This window comes from Castellaniella daejeonensis, assembly GCF_039523555.1.
GTDB lineage: Bacteria > Pseudomonadota > Gammaproteobacteria > Burkholderiales > Burkholderiaceae_B > Castellaniella > Castellaniella daejeonensis.
In genome coordinates, this window is sequence record NZ_BAAAFN010000014.1 from 106,869 (window position 1) to 120,700 (window position 13,832).

The window sequence follows — 13,832 nt, forward strand, 5'->3', positions numbered from 1 at the left end:
TGCTTCGAAACGAGAACTCATGATCAGAATCCTGCTGGTCGACGACCACAGCCTGTTTCGCACCGGCATCCGCCTGCTGCTGCAGCGCTACCCTGATTTCGAGATCGCCGGCGAAGCCGCCGACGGCCTCGAAGGCATCAAGCGGGCCCGCGAACTGGCGCCAGACGTGATCCTGCTGGATCTGAACATGCCCGGTCTTTCCGGGCTGGAAACCCTGCAGTTGCTGGTCCAGGACGTGCCCGACTGCGCCGTGCTGGTGCTGACCGTGTCCGAGGACGCCGACGACCTGGGCCAGGCACTGCAGGCCGGGGCCAGCGGCTACCTGCTGAAGAACATCGATGGCGATGCCCTGGTGGCGGCCATCCGCAAGGCCGCGGCGGGCGGAGCCGCGATTGCCGAAGAAATGACCGGCAAGCTGATCGAGCAGTTCCGGCGGCGCTCCGATCCGATGCCGGGTGCGGGGCCGCGCGACCGCCTGACGCCGCGCGAGCGCGAGATCGTCCAGTGCCTGGCGCGGGGTGAAAGCAACAAACTCATCGCCCGCAACCTGGCGCTGTCCGAAAGCACGGTCAAGATCCATGTCCAGAACATCCTGAAAAAGCTCGGCCTGAGCAGCCGGGTCCAGGTGGCGGTCTATGCGGTCGAGCATGGCCTGCTCGACGAGCCCTGAGTTGCGCCCCATGTTGCAACGCGGTAAATTAGCCGCTCGGTCGGCCCCATCGCGGTCGGCCGATGTGGCGAACGTTCCCGGGTCACACACCCGGTTTTTTTCGTCTTCCGTCTTTATGTCCCAGGATGTGTCACGAGCGCGGTCCGGGACGTCCATTTCCACCACGTTGCGCCCCATGGGCGCGTGTGTCTCGTGCCAAGGGGTACAGACTGGTCCCGCAATGTGTCCGGGCAAAGCGATTCCGTGAATCGCCCAGCGTCGGATCATGTCGCGGATCGCCGGTACTGGCCCAGGCTGCCGAAAGGCCACTTGGTGCCCGACACGGGTCAAGAAAGGAATCAACATGGAACTCAATGGCGCCGACATCGTCGTGCGTTGTCTGATCGAGGAAGGCGTAGACCATGTGTTTGGCTACCCCGGCGGCGCGGTCCTCTACATCTACGACGCAATCTACAAGCAGGACAAATTCCAACACGTCCTCGTGCGGCACGAACAGGCGGCCGTCCATGCCGCCGATGCCTACTCCCGATCCTCCGACAAGACCGGCGTCTGCCTGGTGACCAGCGGGCCGGGCGTGACCAATGCCGTCACCGGCATCGCCACGGCCTACATGGACTCGATCCCCATGGTCATCATCAGCGGCCAGGTCCCCACGCATGCCATCGGCCAGGACGCCTTCCAGGAATGCGACACGGTCGGCATCACCCGTCCCTGCGTCAAGCACAACTTCCTGGTGCGTGACGTCAAGGACCTGGCGGACACGATGCGCCGCGCCTTCTACATCGCGCGCTCGGGCCGTCCCGGCCCGGTGCTGGTGGACATCCCCAAGGACGTTTCGGTGGCGATGTGCAAGTACACGCCGCCGCGCAATCCGGTCCAGCTGCGTTCCTACGCGCCGGTCACCAAGGGGCACCAGGGCCAGATCAAGAAAGCCGTGCAGATGCTGCTGGCCGCCGAACGCCCGATGATCTACGCGGGCGGCGGGGTCGTGCTGGCCGATGCCGCCGACGAACTGCGCAAGCTGGTCCGCCTGACCGGCGCCCCCTGCACCACGACGCTGATGGGGCTGGGCTCCTACCCGGGCACGGACGAACGGTTCGTCGGCATGCCCGGCATGCACGGCACCTACGAAGCCAACATGGCGATGCAGAACTGCGACGTGCTGATCGGCATCGGCGCGCGCTTCGACGATCGAGTGATCGGCAATCCCAAGCATTTCGCCCAGGTGCCGCGCAAGATCGTGCACGTGGACATCGACCCGTCCTCGATTTCCAAGCGGGTGCGGGTGGACGTGCCCATCGTGGGCGACGTCAAGGAAGTCCTGCAGGACCTGATCGGGCTGTATGCCCAGTCGATGGCCGAGCAGGGGGCCGCGGAACAGCGGCTGGCCGCCTGGTGGAAGCAGATCGACGCGTGGCGCGGCCGCAAGTGCCTGGACTACGAGCAGTCCGACACGGTGATCAAGCCGCAGTTCGTGATCCAGAAGCTGTGGGAGATCACGCGCGGCCAGGCGTTCGTCACGTCCGACGTGGGCCAGCACCAGATGTGGGCGGCCCAGTACTATCCCTTCCCGGAACCGCGCCGCTGGATCAATTCCGGCGGCCTGGGCACCATGGGCGTGGGCCTGCCCTATGCCATGGGGGTGCAGATGGCCAATCCGGACCGGGACGTCGCCGTCATCACCGGCGAGGGCTCGATCCAGATGAACATCCAGGAATTGTCCACCTGCAGCCAGTACCGCCTGACGCCCAAGATCCTGTGCCTGAACAACCGCTACCTGGGCATGGTGCGCCAGTGGCAGCAGATCGAATACGGTTCGCGCTATTCGGAATCGTACGTCGATGCCTTGCCGGATTTCGTCAAGCTGGCCGAGAGCTACGGCCACATCGGCATGCGCATCGACAAGCCGGCCGACGTCGAGCCGGCCCTGCGCGAAGCGTTCACGAAATACAAGGACCGCCTGGTCTTCATGGATTTCATCACCGATCAGACCGAGAACGTCTGGCCCATGGTGAAGGCAGGCCGCGGCCTGACCGAGATGCTGCTGGGTTCCGAGGATCTGTGAGGGGATAAGACATGAAACACGTGATTTCCATCCTGCTGGAAAACGAACCTGGCGCCCTGTCGCGCGTGGTGGGGCTGTTTTCGGCTCGCGGCTACAACATCGAAACGCTGACCGTCGCGCCCACCGAGGACGCCACCCTGTCGCGGATGACGATCGTCACGGTCGGCTCCGACGAGATCATCGAGCAGATCACCAAGCACCTCAACCGGCTGGTGGACGTGGTCAAGGTCGTCGATCTGTCCGAAGGCCCCCATGTCGAACGCGAGCTCATGCTGATCAAGGTCCGTGCGGTCGGCAAGGAGCGCGAAGAAATGAAGCGCATGGCGGAAATCTTCCGCGGGCGCATCATCGATGTCACCGACAAGACCTACACCATCGAGCTGACCGGGGTGCAGGACAAGATCGCTGCCTTCATCGGCGCGCTGGACCGCAGCGCCATCCTGGAGACCGTCCGCACCGGCGTCTCCGGCGTGGGGCGCGGCGAGCGCGTATTGAAATTGTGAACCCCACGGGCGTCCTGCCGTACGGGCGCCCGGCTGCAACCAACCTCTCGTTTCAGAATTAAAAAATCGGAGTATCCAACATGAAAGTTTTCTACGACAAAGACTGCGACCTGTCCCTGATCAAGGGCAAGACTGTCGCCATCATCGGCTATGGTTCGCAGGGCCATGCGCACGCGCAGAACCTGAATGATTCCGGCGTCAAGGTCATCGTCGGCCTGCGCAAGGGCGGTGCGTCCTGGAAGAAGGCCGAGAATGCTGGCCTGACCGTCAAGGAAGTCGCCGAGGCCGTCAAGGGCGCCGACCTGGTCATGATGCTGCTGCCCGACGAGAACATCGCCCAGGTCTACCGCAGCGAAGTCGCCGCCAACCTGAAGGCGGGCGCCGCGCTGGCCTTCGCCCACGGCTTCAACGTGCATTATGGCCAGGTCGTGCCGCGCGCCGACGTGGACGTCATCATGATCGCCCCCAAGGCGCCGGGCCACACCGTCCGCAACACCTACACCCAGGGTGGCGGCGTGCCGCACCTGGTGGCCGTGCACCAGGACGTCTCGGGCAAGGCACGCGACCTGGCCCTGTCCTACGCCATGGCCAACGGCGGCGGCCGCGCCGGCATCATCGAGACCAACTTCCGCGAGGAAACCGAGACCGACCTGTTCGGCGAGCAGGCCGTGCTGTGCGGCGGCACCGTCGAGCTGATCAAGGCCGGCTTCCAGACGCTGGTCGAGGCGGGCTACGCCCCCGAAATGGCCTACTTCGAGTGCCTGCACGAGCTGAAGCTGATCGTGGACCTGATCTACGAAGGCGGCATTGCCAACATGAACTACTCGATCTCCAACAACGCGGAATACGGCGAGTACGTCACCGGCCCGCGCATCGTCACCGACGAGACGCGCGCCGCCATGCGTCAATGCCTGGCCGACATCCAGTCGGGCGTCTATGCCAAGAACTTCATCCTGGAAAACGCCGCCGGCGCGCCGGAACTGACCTCGCGCCGCCGCCTGAATGCGGAATCGCAGATCGAACAGGTCGGCGCCAAGCTGCGCGCCATGATGCCGTGGATCGCTGCCAACAAGCTGGTGGACCAGTCCAAGAACTGATCTTTTCCATGCGATGAATGGCCGGGCGTCCCGCGGGGGCGCCCGGCCATTGCATTTGTCCTCGGGCTGAATTGGGTTATTCTTGCGCCTACCATGAAAATCCCCCCATACCCCCATCCCCCGATCGCCCGAGAGGGCTGGCCGATCCTAGGCGGCGCGCTGGTCGTCTCCCTGCTGGTGACCTGGTGGTCGCCCTGGGCCTCCATCCCGTTCTGGGTGTTCACGCTGTTCGCCCTGCAGTTCTTTCGCGACCCCGCGCGCGAGGCGCCTGAAGGCGAGGGGCTGGTGCTGTGCCCGGCCGACGGCCGCGTGGTCAGCGTCGAAGACGCGGCCGATCCCTATGCGGGCGGGCGCCCGGCGCTGAAGATCAGCGTCTTCATGAACGTCTTCAACGTCCACTCGAACCGCGTCCCGGTCGACGGCGTGGTGCAATCCATCCAGTACTTCCCGGGCAAGTTCTTCAATGCGTCCCTGGACAAGGCATCCCTGGAGAACGAGCGCAACGCCATGGTGCTGACCACGGCCGATGGGCAGACGGTCACTGCCGTCCAGGTTGCCGGCCTGGTGGCCAAGCGCATCCTGTGCCATGCCAGGGAAGGGCAGGCGCTGTACGCGGGGCAGCGCTACGGCTTCATCCGCTTCGGCTCGCGGGTGGACGTATACTTGCCTCCTGGGACGCGTCCCAGGGTCGCCCTGGGCGACAAGGTCAAGGCTACCCGCACGGCCCTGGCCGAGCTTCCCGCTCCTTCCCGCGATGACGTTTCCGCAGCCTGAACCCATGCCTGACGAACCGCAGCGCCGCCGCAGCATCTACCTGCTGCCCAACGCCTTCACCACCGCCAATCTGTTCGCCGGCTTCTATGCCGTCGTCCAGGCCATGAACCAGCATTTCGAGGTGGCCGCCATCGCCGTGTTCCTGGCGATGGTGTTCGACAGCATGGATGGGCGCGTGGCCCGGCTGACCAACACCCAGTCCGCCTTCGGCGAGCAGTACGACTCCCTGGCCGACATGATGTCCTTCGGCATGGCGCCGGCGCTGGTGATGTACGAATGGTCGCTGCAGGGCCTGGGCCGCTGGGGCTGGCTGGCCGCCTTCGTCTACGTGGTGGGGGCCGCCCTGCGCCTGGCGCGCTTCAATGCCAACATCGGCAAGGTCGACAAGCAGTACTTCCAGGGATTGCCCAGCCCGGCGGCGGCGGCCCTGGTCGCCGGCTTCGTCTGGCTTTCCGTGGACAACAAGCTTTCCCTGTCCGACGGCGTCATCCCCTGGGCCGCGTTCGCAATGACGGTCTATGCGGGCGTGGCCATGGTGTCCAACGCGCCCTTTTTCAGCGGCAAGTCCTTTGCACTGGGCCGCAGCGTGCCGTTCTGGGTCATGCTGGTGGTGGTGGCGGTCTTCGTCTTCGTTTCCAGCGACCCGCCGGTGGTGCTGTTCGGCCTGTTCGTGCTCTACAGCCTGTCGGGCTGGGTGCTGTGGCTGTGGCGCGTGCGCCGGGCCCGCCGTCTGGGGCAGCGCATGCGCGGCGCCGACGGGGCGGAAGATCCCCCCGGGCAGGAATGACCGCGTCAGGATCGGAACACGGCCCCGAAATCCATGCGTTCCCGGCCGGATTCCGCTATAATTTTTCCGCGCCACGGTTTGCGTGGCGTTTTCATTTGATCTCACGGCAGCGCGCCTCGGTGCTGCCGCCAGTCCACTGAGGAATAAAATGTCTGTTGCAGATATCGTCAAATCCGACATCGTTGCGCAATTCCAGCGCGCCGCCCGCGATACCGGTTCGCCTGAAGTCCAGGTTGCCCTGCTCACGGCCCGCATCAATGAATTGACCGACCACTTCAAGACCCACAAGAAGGACCACCACTCGCGTCGCGGCCTGCTGCGCATGGTCAGCCGCCGTCGCAAGCTGCTGGACTACCTGAAGGGCCGCAACCCGGATTCGTATCGCGCGCTGATTGAAAAACTCGGCCTGCGCAAGTAATGCCCGGGGGCTTCGCTCCCCTTGCACGAGCCGTGCATGCTGCGCCATTTCGCGCGGCGTGCGCGGCTTTTTGTCATGGGTCGCCGCAATCGGCCCCGCCTCCGGTGGGCGGGTCGCGGGCAGGAGCCCCGCAGGCGTCCCTTTTATAGGATCATAAAATGTTCAACAAAGTGAGCAAGTCGTTCCAGTACGGCCCGCACACCGTCGTCCTGGAAACCGGCGAAATCGCCCGCCAGGCCTCCGGCGCGGTGCTGGTGTCCGTCGATGACACGGTGGTGCTGGCCACGGTGGTGGCTTCCAAGACCGCCAAGCCCGGCCAGGACTTCTTCCCGCTGACCGTCGACTACGTCGAAAAGACCTATGCGGCCGGCAAGATCCCCGGCGGCTTCTTCAAGCGCGAAGGCAAGCCCTCCGAGAAAGAAATCCTGACTTCCCGCCTGATCGACCGTCCGCTGCGCCCGCTGTTCCCGGACGGCTTCTACAACGACGTCCAGATCATCATCCACACCGTGTCGGTCAATCCGGAAGTCGATCCCGACATTCCCGCCCTGATCGGCGCCTCGGCTGCCCTGGCGATCTCCGGGATCCCCTTCAATGGCCCGGTGGGCGCCGCCCGCGTGGGCTACATCGACGGCCAGTACGTCCTGAACCCCAGTGCCACGCAGGTGCGCGAGCAGTCCCAGCTGGACCTCGTCGTGGCCGGAACCGAGGCTGCCGTGCTCATGGTCGAATCCGAGGCCAAGCAGCTGTCCGAAGAAGTCATGCTGGGCGCCGTGGTGTATGGCCACGAGCAGATGCAGGCGGCCATCAACGCCATCCACGAACTGGTGGCCGAGGCCGGCAAGCCCGAATGGGACTGGCAGCCCGCTCCCCGCAACGACGTCCTGGCCACCGCAGTGCGCGCGGCCGCCTTCGAGCCCCTGCAGGCCGTCTACCAGTTGCGTGACAAGCAGGAACGCACCACGCGCCTGCGCCAGGTCTATGCCGACGTCAAGGCCAAGCTGGCCGAACACGCCGCTGCGCGGGGCGATGACGCTCCCGACAGCGTCGAGGTCGAGAACATGCTGTTCGCCCTGGAATCGGAAATCGTCCGCGGTCAGATCCTGAACGGCGAGCCGCGCATCGACGGCCGCGACACGCGCACCGTGCGCCCGATCAGCATCCGCCTGGGCGTGCTGCCGCGCGCCCACGGTTCGGCGCTGTTCACGCGCGGCGAAACCCAGGCGCTGGTGGTCACCACCCTGGGCACCAAGCAGGATGAGCAGATCATCGATTCCATCATGGGCGAATATCGCGACCGCTTCATGATGCACTACAACATGCCGCCGTTCGCCACGGGCGAGACCGGCCGCTTCGGCGTGCCCAAGCGCCGCGAGATCGGCCATGGCCGGCTGGCCAAGCGCGCCCTGTCGCCCCTGCTGCCTTCCCCGGAAGAATTCCAGTACACCCTGCGCCTGGTGTCCGAGATCACCGAATCCAACGGTTCCTCGTCCATGGCCTCGGTCTGCGGTGGCAGCCTGTCCATGATGGACGCCGGCGTGCCGGTGAAGGATCACGTGGCGGGCGTTGCCATGGGCCTGATCAAGGAAGGCGGCAAGTTCGCCGTCCTGACCGACATCCTGGGCGACGAGGATCACCTGGGCGACATGGACTTCAAGGTGGCCGGTACCGCCAACGGCATCACCGCCCTGCAGATGGACATCAAGATCCAGGGCATCACCAAGGAAATCATGCAGGTGGCGCTGGCCCAGGCCCGCGAAGGCCGCCTGCACATCCTGGGCAAGATGCGTGAAGCCATCGAAGGCTCCCGCCAGGAACTGTCCGATTTTGCGCCGCGCATGCTGAGCATCCGGATCAACCCGGAAAAGATCCGCGACGTGATCGGCAAGGGTGGCGCCACCATCCGTGCGCTGACCGAGGAAACCGGCTGCCAGATCGACATCAGCGACGATGGCAGCATTACCATCGCCAGCACCGACCTGGATCGCGCCCACGAAGCTGAGCGCCGCATCAAGGAACTGACCGCCGACGTCGAGGTGGGCCAGGAATACCAGGGCACGGTCCTGCGCCTGCTGGATTTCGGCGCCATCATCCAGGTCCTGCCGGGCCGCGATGGCCTGCTGCACATCTCGGAAATCGCCAACTACCGCATCGCCGACATCAACGACGTGCTGAAGGTCGGCCAGTCGGTGCGGGTCAAGATCCTCGAGGCGGACGAGCGCGGCCGTCTGCGCCTGTCGGTCAAGGCGATCGGCGGCATCGAGGCACAGGGCGGTCCCGCCGCTCCGGCCGTGCATTGATTCGCCATGCCCGCCGCGGCCGGCAGGCCGCGCGGCACATGCAACGGGCGCCCCACGGGGCGCCCGTTGTGCTTCCGGCGCCGGGCAGGCGCTGCGAGGCTCAGCGCACGGCCAGCACGATCTTGCCGACTTGTTCCCCCGCATCCATCATGGCATGGGCGCGCGCGGCCTCGGCCAGCGGAAAAACCGCGTGGATCGATGGCCTGGCCGTGCCCGATTCCAGCAGTGGCCAGACGCGCTCCCGCAGCGCGCGGGCGATGCCGGCCTTGAACGCCACGGGGCGCGCACGCAGCGTCGACCCCGTCACCGTCAGGCGGCGGCGCATCACCTGGCCGCAGTTCAGCGTTCCGCGCGTGCCGCCCAGCAGGGCGATCAGCACCAGCCGGCCGTCGTCGGCCAGCGCTTCGATGTTGCGCTCCAGGTAGCTGCCCGCGACCATGTCCAGGATCACGTCCACGCCTCGCCCGTTCGTCAATGCCTTGATTTCCGCGACGAAGTCCTGCGTGCGGTAGTCGATGCCGCGCGAGCAGCCCAGCGCTTCGATGGCCCGCACGCGCTCGGCGCTGCCGGCCGTGGCGTAGACCGTGTGGCCGAAGGCACGCGCCAGCGAAATGGCCGTCGTGCCGATGCCGCTGGCGCCGCCATGGACCAGCAGGGTCTCGCCGGGCGCCAGGGCGCCCCGGTCGAATACGTTGCTCCAGACCGTGAAATAGGTTTCCGGCAGCGCGGCGGCATCGATCATGGACAGGCCGTCGGGCACGGGCAGGCACTGCGCGGCGGGCGCCACGCAGAATTGCGCGTAGCCGCCGCCGGCCACCAGGGCGCAGACGGCGTCGCCCAGCTTGAATCCGGCCGATTCCGGGTCGCCGCCGACGATGCGTCCGGCGACTTCCAGCCCCGGCAGGTCGGACGCGCCGGCGGGCGGCGGATAGCTGCCCTGGCGCTGGAAGACGTCGGGCCGGTTGACCCCGGCGGCCGAAACCTCGATCAGTACTTCGCCGGGGCCGGCAACGGGCGTGGGGCGTTCCGCCAGGCGCAGGACTTCGGGGCCGCCCGGTGCAGTGATTTCAATGGCTTGCATGTGGCGCTCCTTCGGGTGTGCAAGCGGCATTATGCGCTACACTTTCGGTCTTCATGCGGAAGCGTGCCAGAGCGGTTGAATGGACCGGTCTTGAAAACCGGCGATGGGGCAACCCATCCGTGAGTTCGAATCTCACCGCTTCCGCCACTCATATCCGGGCGGTTCAGCCTGTTACGCGGGTCGGGAAAGCCACGACATGGATCACTGCATCAAGGGACGCAGCGTACTGACGCCGGAAGACCGGGACTGGACCCGCCGGGCCATACGCATCCTCGAGGCCGATGGCCGCCGTTCGGCCGACACGCACCTGGTGAAGCCGGATTTTCCGGGGCTGCGCGGCATCGACATCTATTTCAAGGACGAGAGCACGCATCCCACCGGCAGCCTCAAGCACCGCCTGGCGCGTTCCCTGTTCCTGTACGGCATCTGCAATGGCCGCATCCGCGAGGATACGCTCCTGGTCGAGGCTTCTTCCGGTTCCACCGCCGTGTCGGAGGCCTACTTCGCCCGCCTGCTCGGCCTGTCGTTCGTGGCCGTGATGACCCGTTCGACCAGCCGGCAGAAGATCGAGGCCATCGAGCGCTTCGGCGGCCGCTGCCATTTCGTCGACCACGCCCGCGAAGTCTACGGTGCTGCCCAGGCCATCGCCGACGAGACCGACGGGTATTATCTGGACCAGTTCACGCACGCCGAGCGCGCTACCGACTGGCGCGGCAACAACAACATCGCCGAAAGCATCTTCCGCCAGATGTCGAGCGAGTTCCACCCCGTCCCCGAGTGGGTGGTCATGAGCGCCGGCACGGGCGGCACGTCGGCCACCATCGGGCGCTTCATCCGCTACCGCAACCTGGACACGAGGCTTTGCGTGGTCGATGTCGAGGGCTCGGCTTTCTACGAGGCCTGGCAAAGCGGCGACATGACCGCCACGGCGGCGGGTTCGCGCATCGAAGGCATCGGGCGGCCCCGGGTCGAGCCTTCCTTCATCCCGACCGTCATCGACGAAATGATTCGCGTGCCCGACGAGGCCTCGATCGCGGCGGCACACGTGCTGTCCGATCGCCTGTTCCGCCGTGTCGGCGGCTCCACGGGAACGAATTTCATGGGCGTGCTGTGCATGGCATCGCTCATGCGCCAACAGGGGCGGAAAGGTTCCCTGGTCACCCTGATCTGCGACAGCGGTGACCGGTATGCGACGAGCTATTATGATGAAGCCTGGCTGCGGGCGCAGCGACTGGACATCGGCGGATGGCGCGAACGGATCGAGAACTTCCTGGATACCGGAGAGGGCAGCCTCTTGTGAGCCGGCGGACGGCAGCCGTCGCCCTGGTCCTGTGCCTGGGGTGGCTGTCGCCGGATCGGGCGCTGGCCGCGCCGGGCATGGATTGCGATGGTGCGCGATACCTGCGCCTGAACGAGCCCGTCGTCGTCGACCCCGATGAACTGGCCGGCTTCCGCGCCTTGCCTCCCTTGCGCGTGCTGGTCCTGGATGCGCCGCCCATGGCGCGCCAGGAGGCGGATCGGGACGTCTATTCCGGAATCGGCATCGATGTCTGGTGCTTCATTGCCGGCAGGATCGGGCTGCGCTACGGCATCGGGCAGGAACGGGACCAGACCCTGGCCGACCGGATCGACCTGGTCCAGACAGGGAACGCCGACGTCCTGATTCCCCTCAGCCTGCGGCCCGATCGCGCGCAGCACGGTTTGTTCACCCTGCCTTATTACGAAAGCCGCTATGCCGTGATCGCCCGCAAGGGCTGGCAGCCGCCGATCTACAGGATCGACGATCTGGCGCACTACCGCGTCGGCGTGGTGCATGGCGTCGCGTTCGAGCCCATTCTCCAGGATCTCGTGCCGGCCGGGCAGCTGCGGTCCTACGACCAGTCTTCCAGCGACGGTTTGTTCCAGGCCTTGCGCAATGGGGAGATCGACGTGGCCGTGTTCAGCAAGAGCATTTTTGCGGAGAAGCGCTACAGCCACGAATATTTCGACCTGGAAATCGTGCTGACCCTGCAGGAATATCCGCGGGCCTACCGGTTCTACTTCAGCGATACACCCGAGCACCGTCGCCTGGTGGCTGTGTTCGACCGCTACCTCGAGGCGCTGGATCTGGCAGAGTCCGTGGCGCGCCATGAAGAGGGCGAGGGCCAGCTCATCAAGCGCTACGTGGCCCAGCGCAACCAGCAGATCCTTCTGCAGGTGGCGGGGGGCGCAGCCGCGCTGCTGGCGCTGGCGGCCGTACTGGCGCTGCGCCGCTATCGCCGGCTGTCCCGCCAGCTGGCCGAACGCAATCAGCGTATCCAGCAACAGCAGGATGCCCTGCAGGTCGTCAATCTTGAGCTGGAAAGGCAAAGCCAGACCGACAGCCTGACCCACCTGGCCAACCGCCGCCATTTCGACCAGACACTGGAGCGCGAGCACGCCCGCTGGCGGCGCACGGGTTCGCCACTGAGCCTGATGATGCTGGACGTGGATCATTTCAAGCACATCAACGACCATTTCGGCCAACAGGTCGGGGACGACTACCTGCGCGCCATCGCCGGCACGCTGCGCGACAGCGTGGCCCGGCCCGCCGACCTGCTGGCGCGCTATGGCGGCGAGGAATTCGCCTGCCTGCTGCCCGACACCGGCTCGCAGGCGGCCCAGGCCGTGGGCGAGCGCATCCGCGAGGCGGTGGCGCAACTGGATTTGCCGAATCCGCTGGCCGGGTCTGGCCATGTGAGCCTGAGCATCGGCATCGCCACCCTGGAAGGCGGGCATGCCGGCGTTCAGGAACTCGTAGCCGGCGCAGACGCGCAACTGTACGCTGCCAAGCGGGCGGGGCGGGATCGAGTCCAGGCCACCGTGCTGGACTGAGCATTCGGTACAATGCCGCATCACATCGTGCCCGAGTGGTGAAATCGGTAGACACAAGGGACTTAAAATCCCTCGCCGCAAGGCATGCCGGTTCGATTCCGGCCTCGGGCACCAATCCGACTCTTGCCTCCAGGGGATGTGGGGCGTGTCTATGCGGGATCGGCCGATGCCGCGCGGATTCATACATCGAAGCGTCTCGGCTGTCCCGGCCTGGGGGCTGCCGCTGCTGCTGGCGGCCGGCCCCTGCCTGCGGCTGAACTACGGCCATGCGTGGAATGAGAAAGCCGAGGCAGCCATCGAAACACTGGGAAGGCTGGTGGCCGCCGCAAAGTGATCCGGATCTGTTCAAACCTATAACAATCGGGCATATCAGAAAGAATCGGATACAGGATGGCCCGGGTGGGCGTTCCGATTAAGATGAGCATGGCTTCAAGTCAGGTCGGCCATAGGGTCTTTCGATCGGACATGGGGCGCCATCCACCGGAGCGAGACAACACCATGCGCAACCTGAAAATCGGCACCCGGCTGGCCCTGGGATTCGGCTTCGTGATCATCCTGCTGCTTGTGATGTCGGGTATCGGCGCATGGCGCATGCTGGAGACGCAGCAGGACAACCATGTGCTGGACCAGCGGCTGCGCACCACGGCACTCATCCAGCGGCTTACCCGGGAAATCAGCAAGAGCGCCAATCTGACCCAGGCCGTCCTGGCGGCCGACCCGGATACGCTCCGGCGGCTGAAGCAGGAAATCGAGACCGTCGATCGCCAGGCGGGCGAAGTGGCGGGTCAGCTGGCCCAGGTGCTGTCCCAACCCGAGGCCGCCAGCCTGCTGCGCGATATCGGTCAGGACCGCGAGGCCTTCATCCAGCACCGTACCCAGGCCTTCAAGGATCTCGACAACGGCAACTACGGCGAGACCGACGCCTTCTTCAACCAGGATATGCCCAAGCGCACGGCCGGCCTGATGGACCGGCTCGATCAGTTGTCGCAGCTGCAGACCGACGCGGTGCAGCGGCTGTTCGACGAAAGCATGCGGGCAAGCAGCCTGGGCCTGATCGTGCTGGCCGTCGCCACCCTGCTGGCCCTGATCCTGGGGCCCTTGTTCTCCTGGCGGGTGACCCGCTCCATCACGCATCCGCTGCGCAGCGCCGTGGACGTGGCGGAAGCCGTTGCGCGCAGGGACCTCAGTGCCGATGTCGCCGCCCGGGGGCGGGATGAAATCGGCCAGTTGCTGAATGCACTGGCCGCCATGACGCGCAACCTGCGCAGCGCCCTGGGCGAAGTG

13 protein-coding genes and 2 tRNA genes are annotated in these 13,832 nt (G+C 65.8%); 14 read left to right on the top strand and 1 reads right to left on the bottom strand.

Translation table 11 applies throughout. The annotated features are described in order from the left end of the window. Positions 1-19: 19 nt before the first annotated feature. The 8 genes from ABD022_RS09705 (at position 20) to pnp (ending at position 8,614) form a co-directional block, all read left to right on the top strand. A complete protein-coding gene (locus tag ABD022_RS09705) occupies positions 20-670 on the top strand; it encodes a response regulator transcription factor (protein WP_325126547.1) in 651 nt (216 codons plus the stop codon). Positions 671-1,007: 337 nt separating this feature from the next. Beyond that, positions 1,008-2,735 carry an acetolactate synthase 3 catalytic subunit gene (locus ABD022_RS09710; protein ID WP_325126593.1) on the top strand — a complete coding sequence of 576 codons (1,728 nt, stop codon included), beginning with the start codon at positions 1,008-1,010 and terminating at the stop codon, positions 2,733-2,735. An 11-nt stretch (positions 2,736-2,746) separates the two neighbouring features. Further along, on the top strand, positions 2,747-3,238 hold the full coding sequence (gene ilvN, locus ABD022_RS09715) for an acetolactate synthase small subunit (protein WP_043683853.1): 492 nt from the start codon (positions 2,747-2,749) through the stop codon (positions 3,236-3,238). Positions 3,239-3,318: 80 nt separating this feature from the next. After that, positions 3,319-4,335: a ketol-acid reductoisomerase gene (gene ilvC, locus ABD022_RS09720; protein WP_325126541.1), complete on the top strand. Its 1,017-nt coding sequence runs from the start codon at positions 3,319-3,321 to the stop codon at positions 4,333-4,335. Between the two features lie 93 nt (positions 4,336-4,428). Further along, entirely contained in the window at positions 4,429-5,109 is a 681-nt protein-coding gene (locus tag ABD022_RS09725) for a phosphatidylserine decarboxylase (RefSeq protein WP_325126538.1), read from the top strand. Between the two features lie 4 nt (positions 5,110-5,113). Beyond that, on the top strand, positions 5,114-5,896 hold the full coding sequence (gene pssA / locus ABD022_RS09730) for a CDP-diacylglycerol--serine O-phosphatidyltransferase (protein WP_325126536.1): 783 nt from the start codon (positions 5,114-5,116) through the stop codon (positions 5,894-5,896). A gap of 148 nt (positions 5,897-6,044) precedes the next feature. Beyond that, a complete protein-coding gene (rpsO, locus tag ABD022_RS09735; RefSeq protein ID WP_325126534.1) occupies positions 6,045-6,314 on the top strand; it encodes a 30S ribosomal protein S15 in 270 nt (89 codons plus the stop codon). A gap of 158 nt (positions 6,315-6,472) precedes the next feature. Further along, on the top strand, positions 6,473-8,614 hold the full coding sequence (pnp, locus tag ABD022_RS09740; RefSeq protein WP_325126532.1) for a polyribonucleotide nucleotidyltransferase: 2,142 nt from the start codon (positions 6,473-6,475) through the stop codon (positions 8,612-8,614). 100 nt (positions 8,615-8,714) lie between these two features. Here the strand turns inward: pnp and ABD022_RS09745 are convergent, their stop codons facing one another. Continuing rightward, the gene (locus ABD022_RS09745; RefSeq protein WP_343821139.1) at positions 8,715-9,695 is read right to left on the bottom strand and encodes an NAD(P)H-quinone oxidoreductase; all 981 of its coding nucleotides are present in this window, start codon (positions 9,693-9,695) and stop codon (positions 8,715-8,717) included. A 57-nt stretch (positions 9,696-9,752) separates the two neighbouring features. Between ABD022_RS09745 and ABD022_RS09750 the strand changes: the two genes are divergently transcribed. The 6 genes from ABD022_RS09750 to ABD022_RS09775 form a co-directional block, all read left to right on the top strand. Continuing rightward, a tRNA-Ser gene (locus ABD022_RS09750) sits at positions 9,753-9,842 on the top strand. Positions 9,843-9,891: 49 nt separating this feature from the next. Continuing rightward, positions 9,892-10,995: a PLP-dependent cysteine synthase family protein gene (locus tag ABD022_RS09755; protein ID WP_325126528.1), complete on the top strand. Its 1,104-nt coding sequence runs from the start codon at positions 9,892-9,894 to the stop codon at positions 10,993-10,995. After that, complete coding sequence (locus tag ABD022_RS09760) at positions 10,992-12,548, top strand: GGDEF domain-containing protein (protein WP_325126525.1); 1,557 nt, start codon at positions 10,992-10,994, stop codon at positions 12,546-12,548. Before ABD022_RS09755 ends, ABD022_RS09760 begins: the two co-directional genes overlap by 4 nt. A gap of 29 nt (positions 12,549-12,577) precedes the next feature. Beyond that, positions 12,578-12,662: transfer RNA gene (locus tag ABD022_RS09765), tRNA-Leu, on the top strand. Positions 12,663-12,714: 52 nt separating this feature from the next. Next, positions 12,715-12,882: a hypothetical protein gene (locus ABD022_RS09770; protein ID WP_325126524.1), complete on the top strand. Its 168-nt coding sequence runs from the start codon at positions 12,715-12,717 to the stop codon at positions 12,880-12,882. 164 nt (positions 12,883-13,046) lie between these two features. After that, positions 13,047-13,832 (top strand): MCP four helix bundle domain-containing protein (locus tag ABD022_RS09775; RefSeq protein ID WP_343821141.1); only part of this gene is annotated, 786 nt, incomplete at its 3' end.

Excerpts from the sequence above, each read along its gene's own strand:
- pnp (WP_325126532.1), top strand. The coding sequence starts at position 6,473 with ATGTTCAACAAAGTGAGCAAGTCGTTCCAGTACGGCCCGCACACCGTC.
- ABD022_RS09705 (WP_325126547.1), top strand. The coding sequence starts at position 20 with ATGATCAGAATCCTGCTGGTCGACGACCACAGCCTGTTTCGCACCGGC.
- ABD022_RS09725 (WP_325126538.1), top strand. The coding sequence starts at position 4,429 with ATGAAAATCCCCCCATACCCCCATCCCCCGATCGCCCGAGAGGGCTGG.
- ABD022_RS09770 (WP_325126524.1), top strand. The coding sequence starts at position 12,715 with ATGCCGCGCGGATTCATACATCGAAGCGTCTCGGCTGTCCCGGCCTGG.
- ABD022_RS09745 (WP_343821139.1), bottom strand. The coding sequence starts at position 9,695 with ATGCAAGCCATTGAAATCACTGCACCGGGCGGCCCCGAAGTCCTGCGC.
- rpsO (WP_325126534.1), top strand. The coding sequence starts at position 6,045 with ATGTCTGTTGCAGATATCGTCAAATCCGACATCGTTGCGCAATTCCAG.
- pssA (WP_325126536.1), top strand. The coding sequence starts at position 5,114 with ATGCCTGACGAACCGCAGCGCCGCCGCAGCATCTACCTGCTGCCCAAC.
- ilvN (WP_043683853.1), top strand. The coding sequence starts at position 2,747 with ATGAAACACGTGATTTCCATCCTGCTGGAAAACGAACCTGGCGCCCTG.
- ilvC (WP_325126541.1), top strand. The coding sequence starts at position 3,319 with ATGAAAGTTTTCTACGACAAAGACTGCGACCTGTCCCTGATCAAGGGC.
- ABD022_RS09755 (WP_325126528.1), top strand. The coding sequence starts at position 9,892 with ATGGATCACTGCATCAAGGGACGCAGCGTACTGACGCCGGAAGACCGG.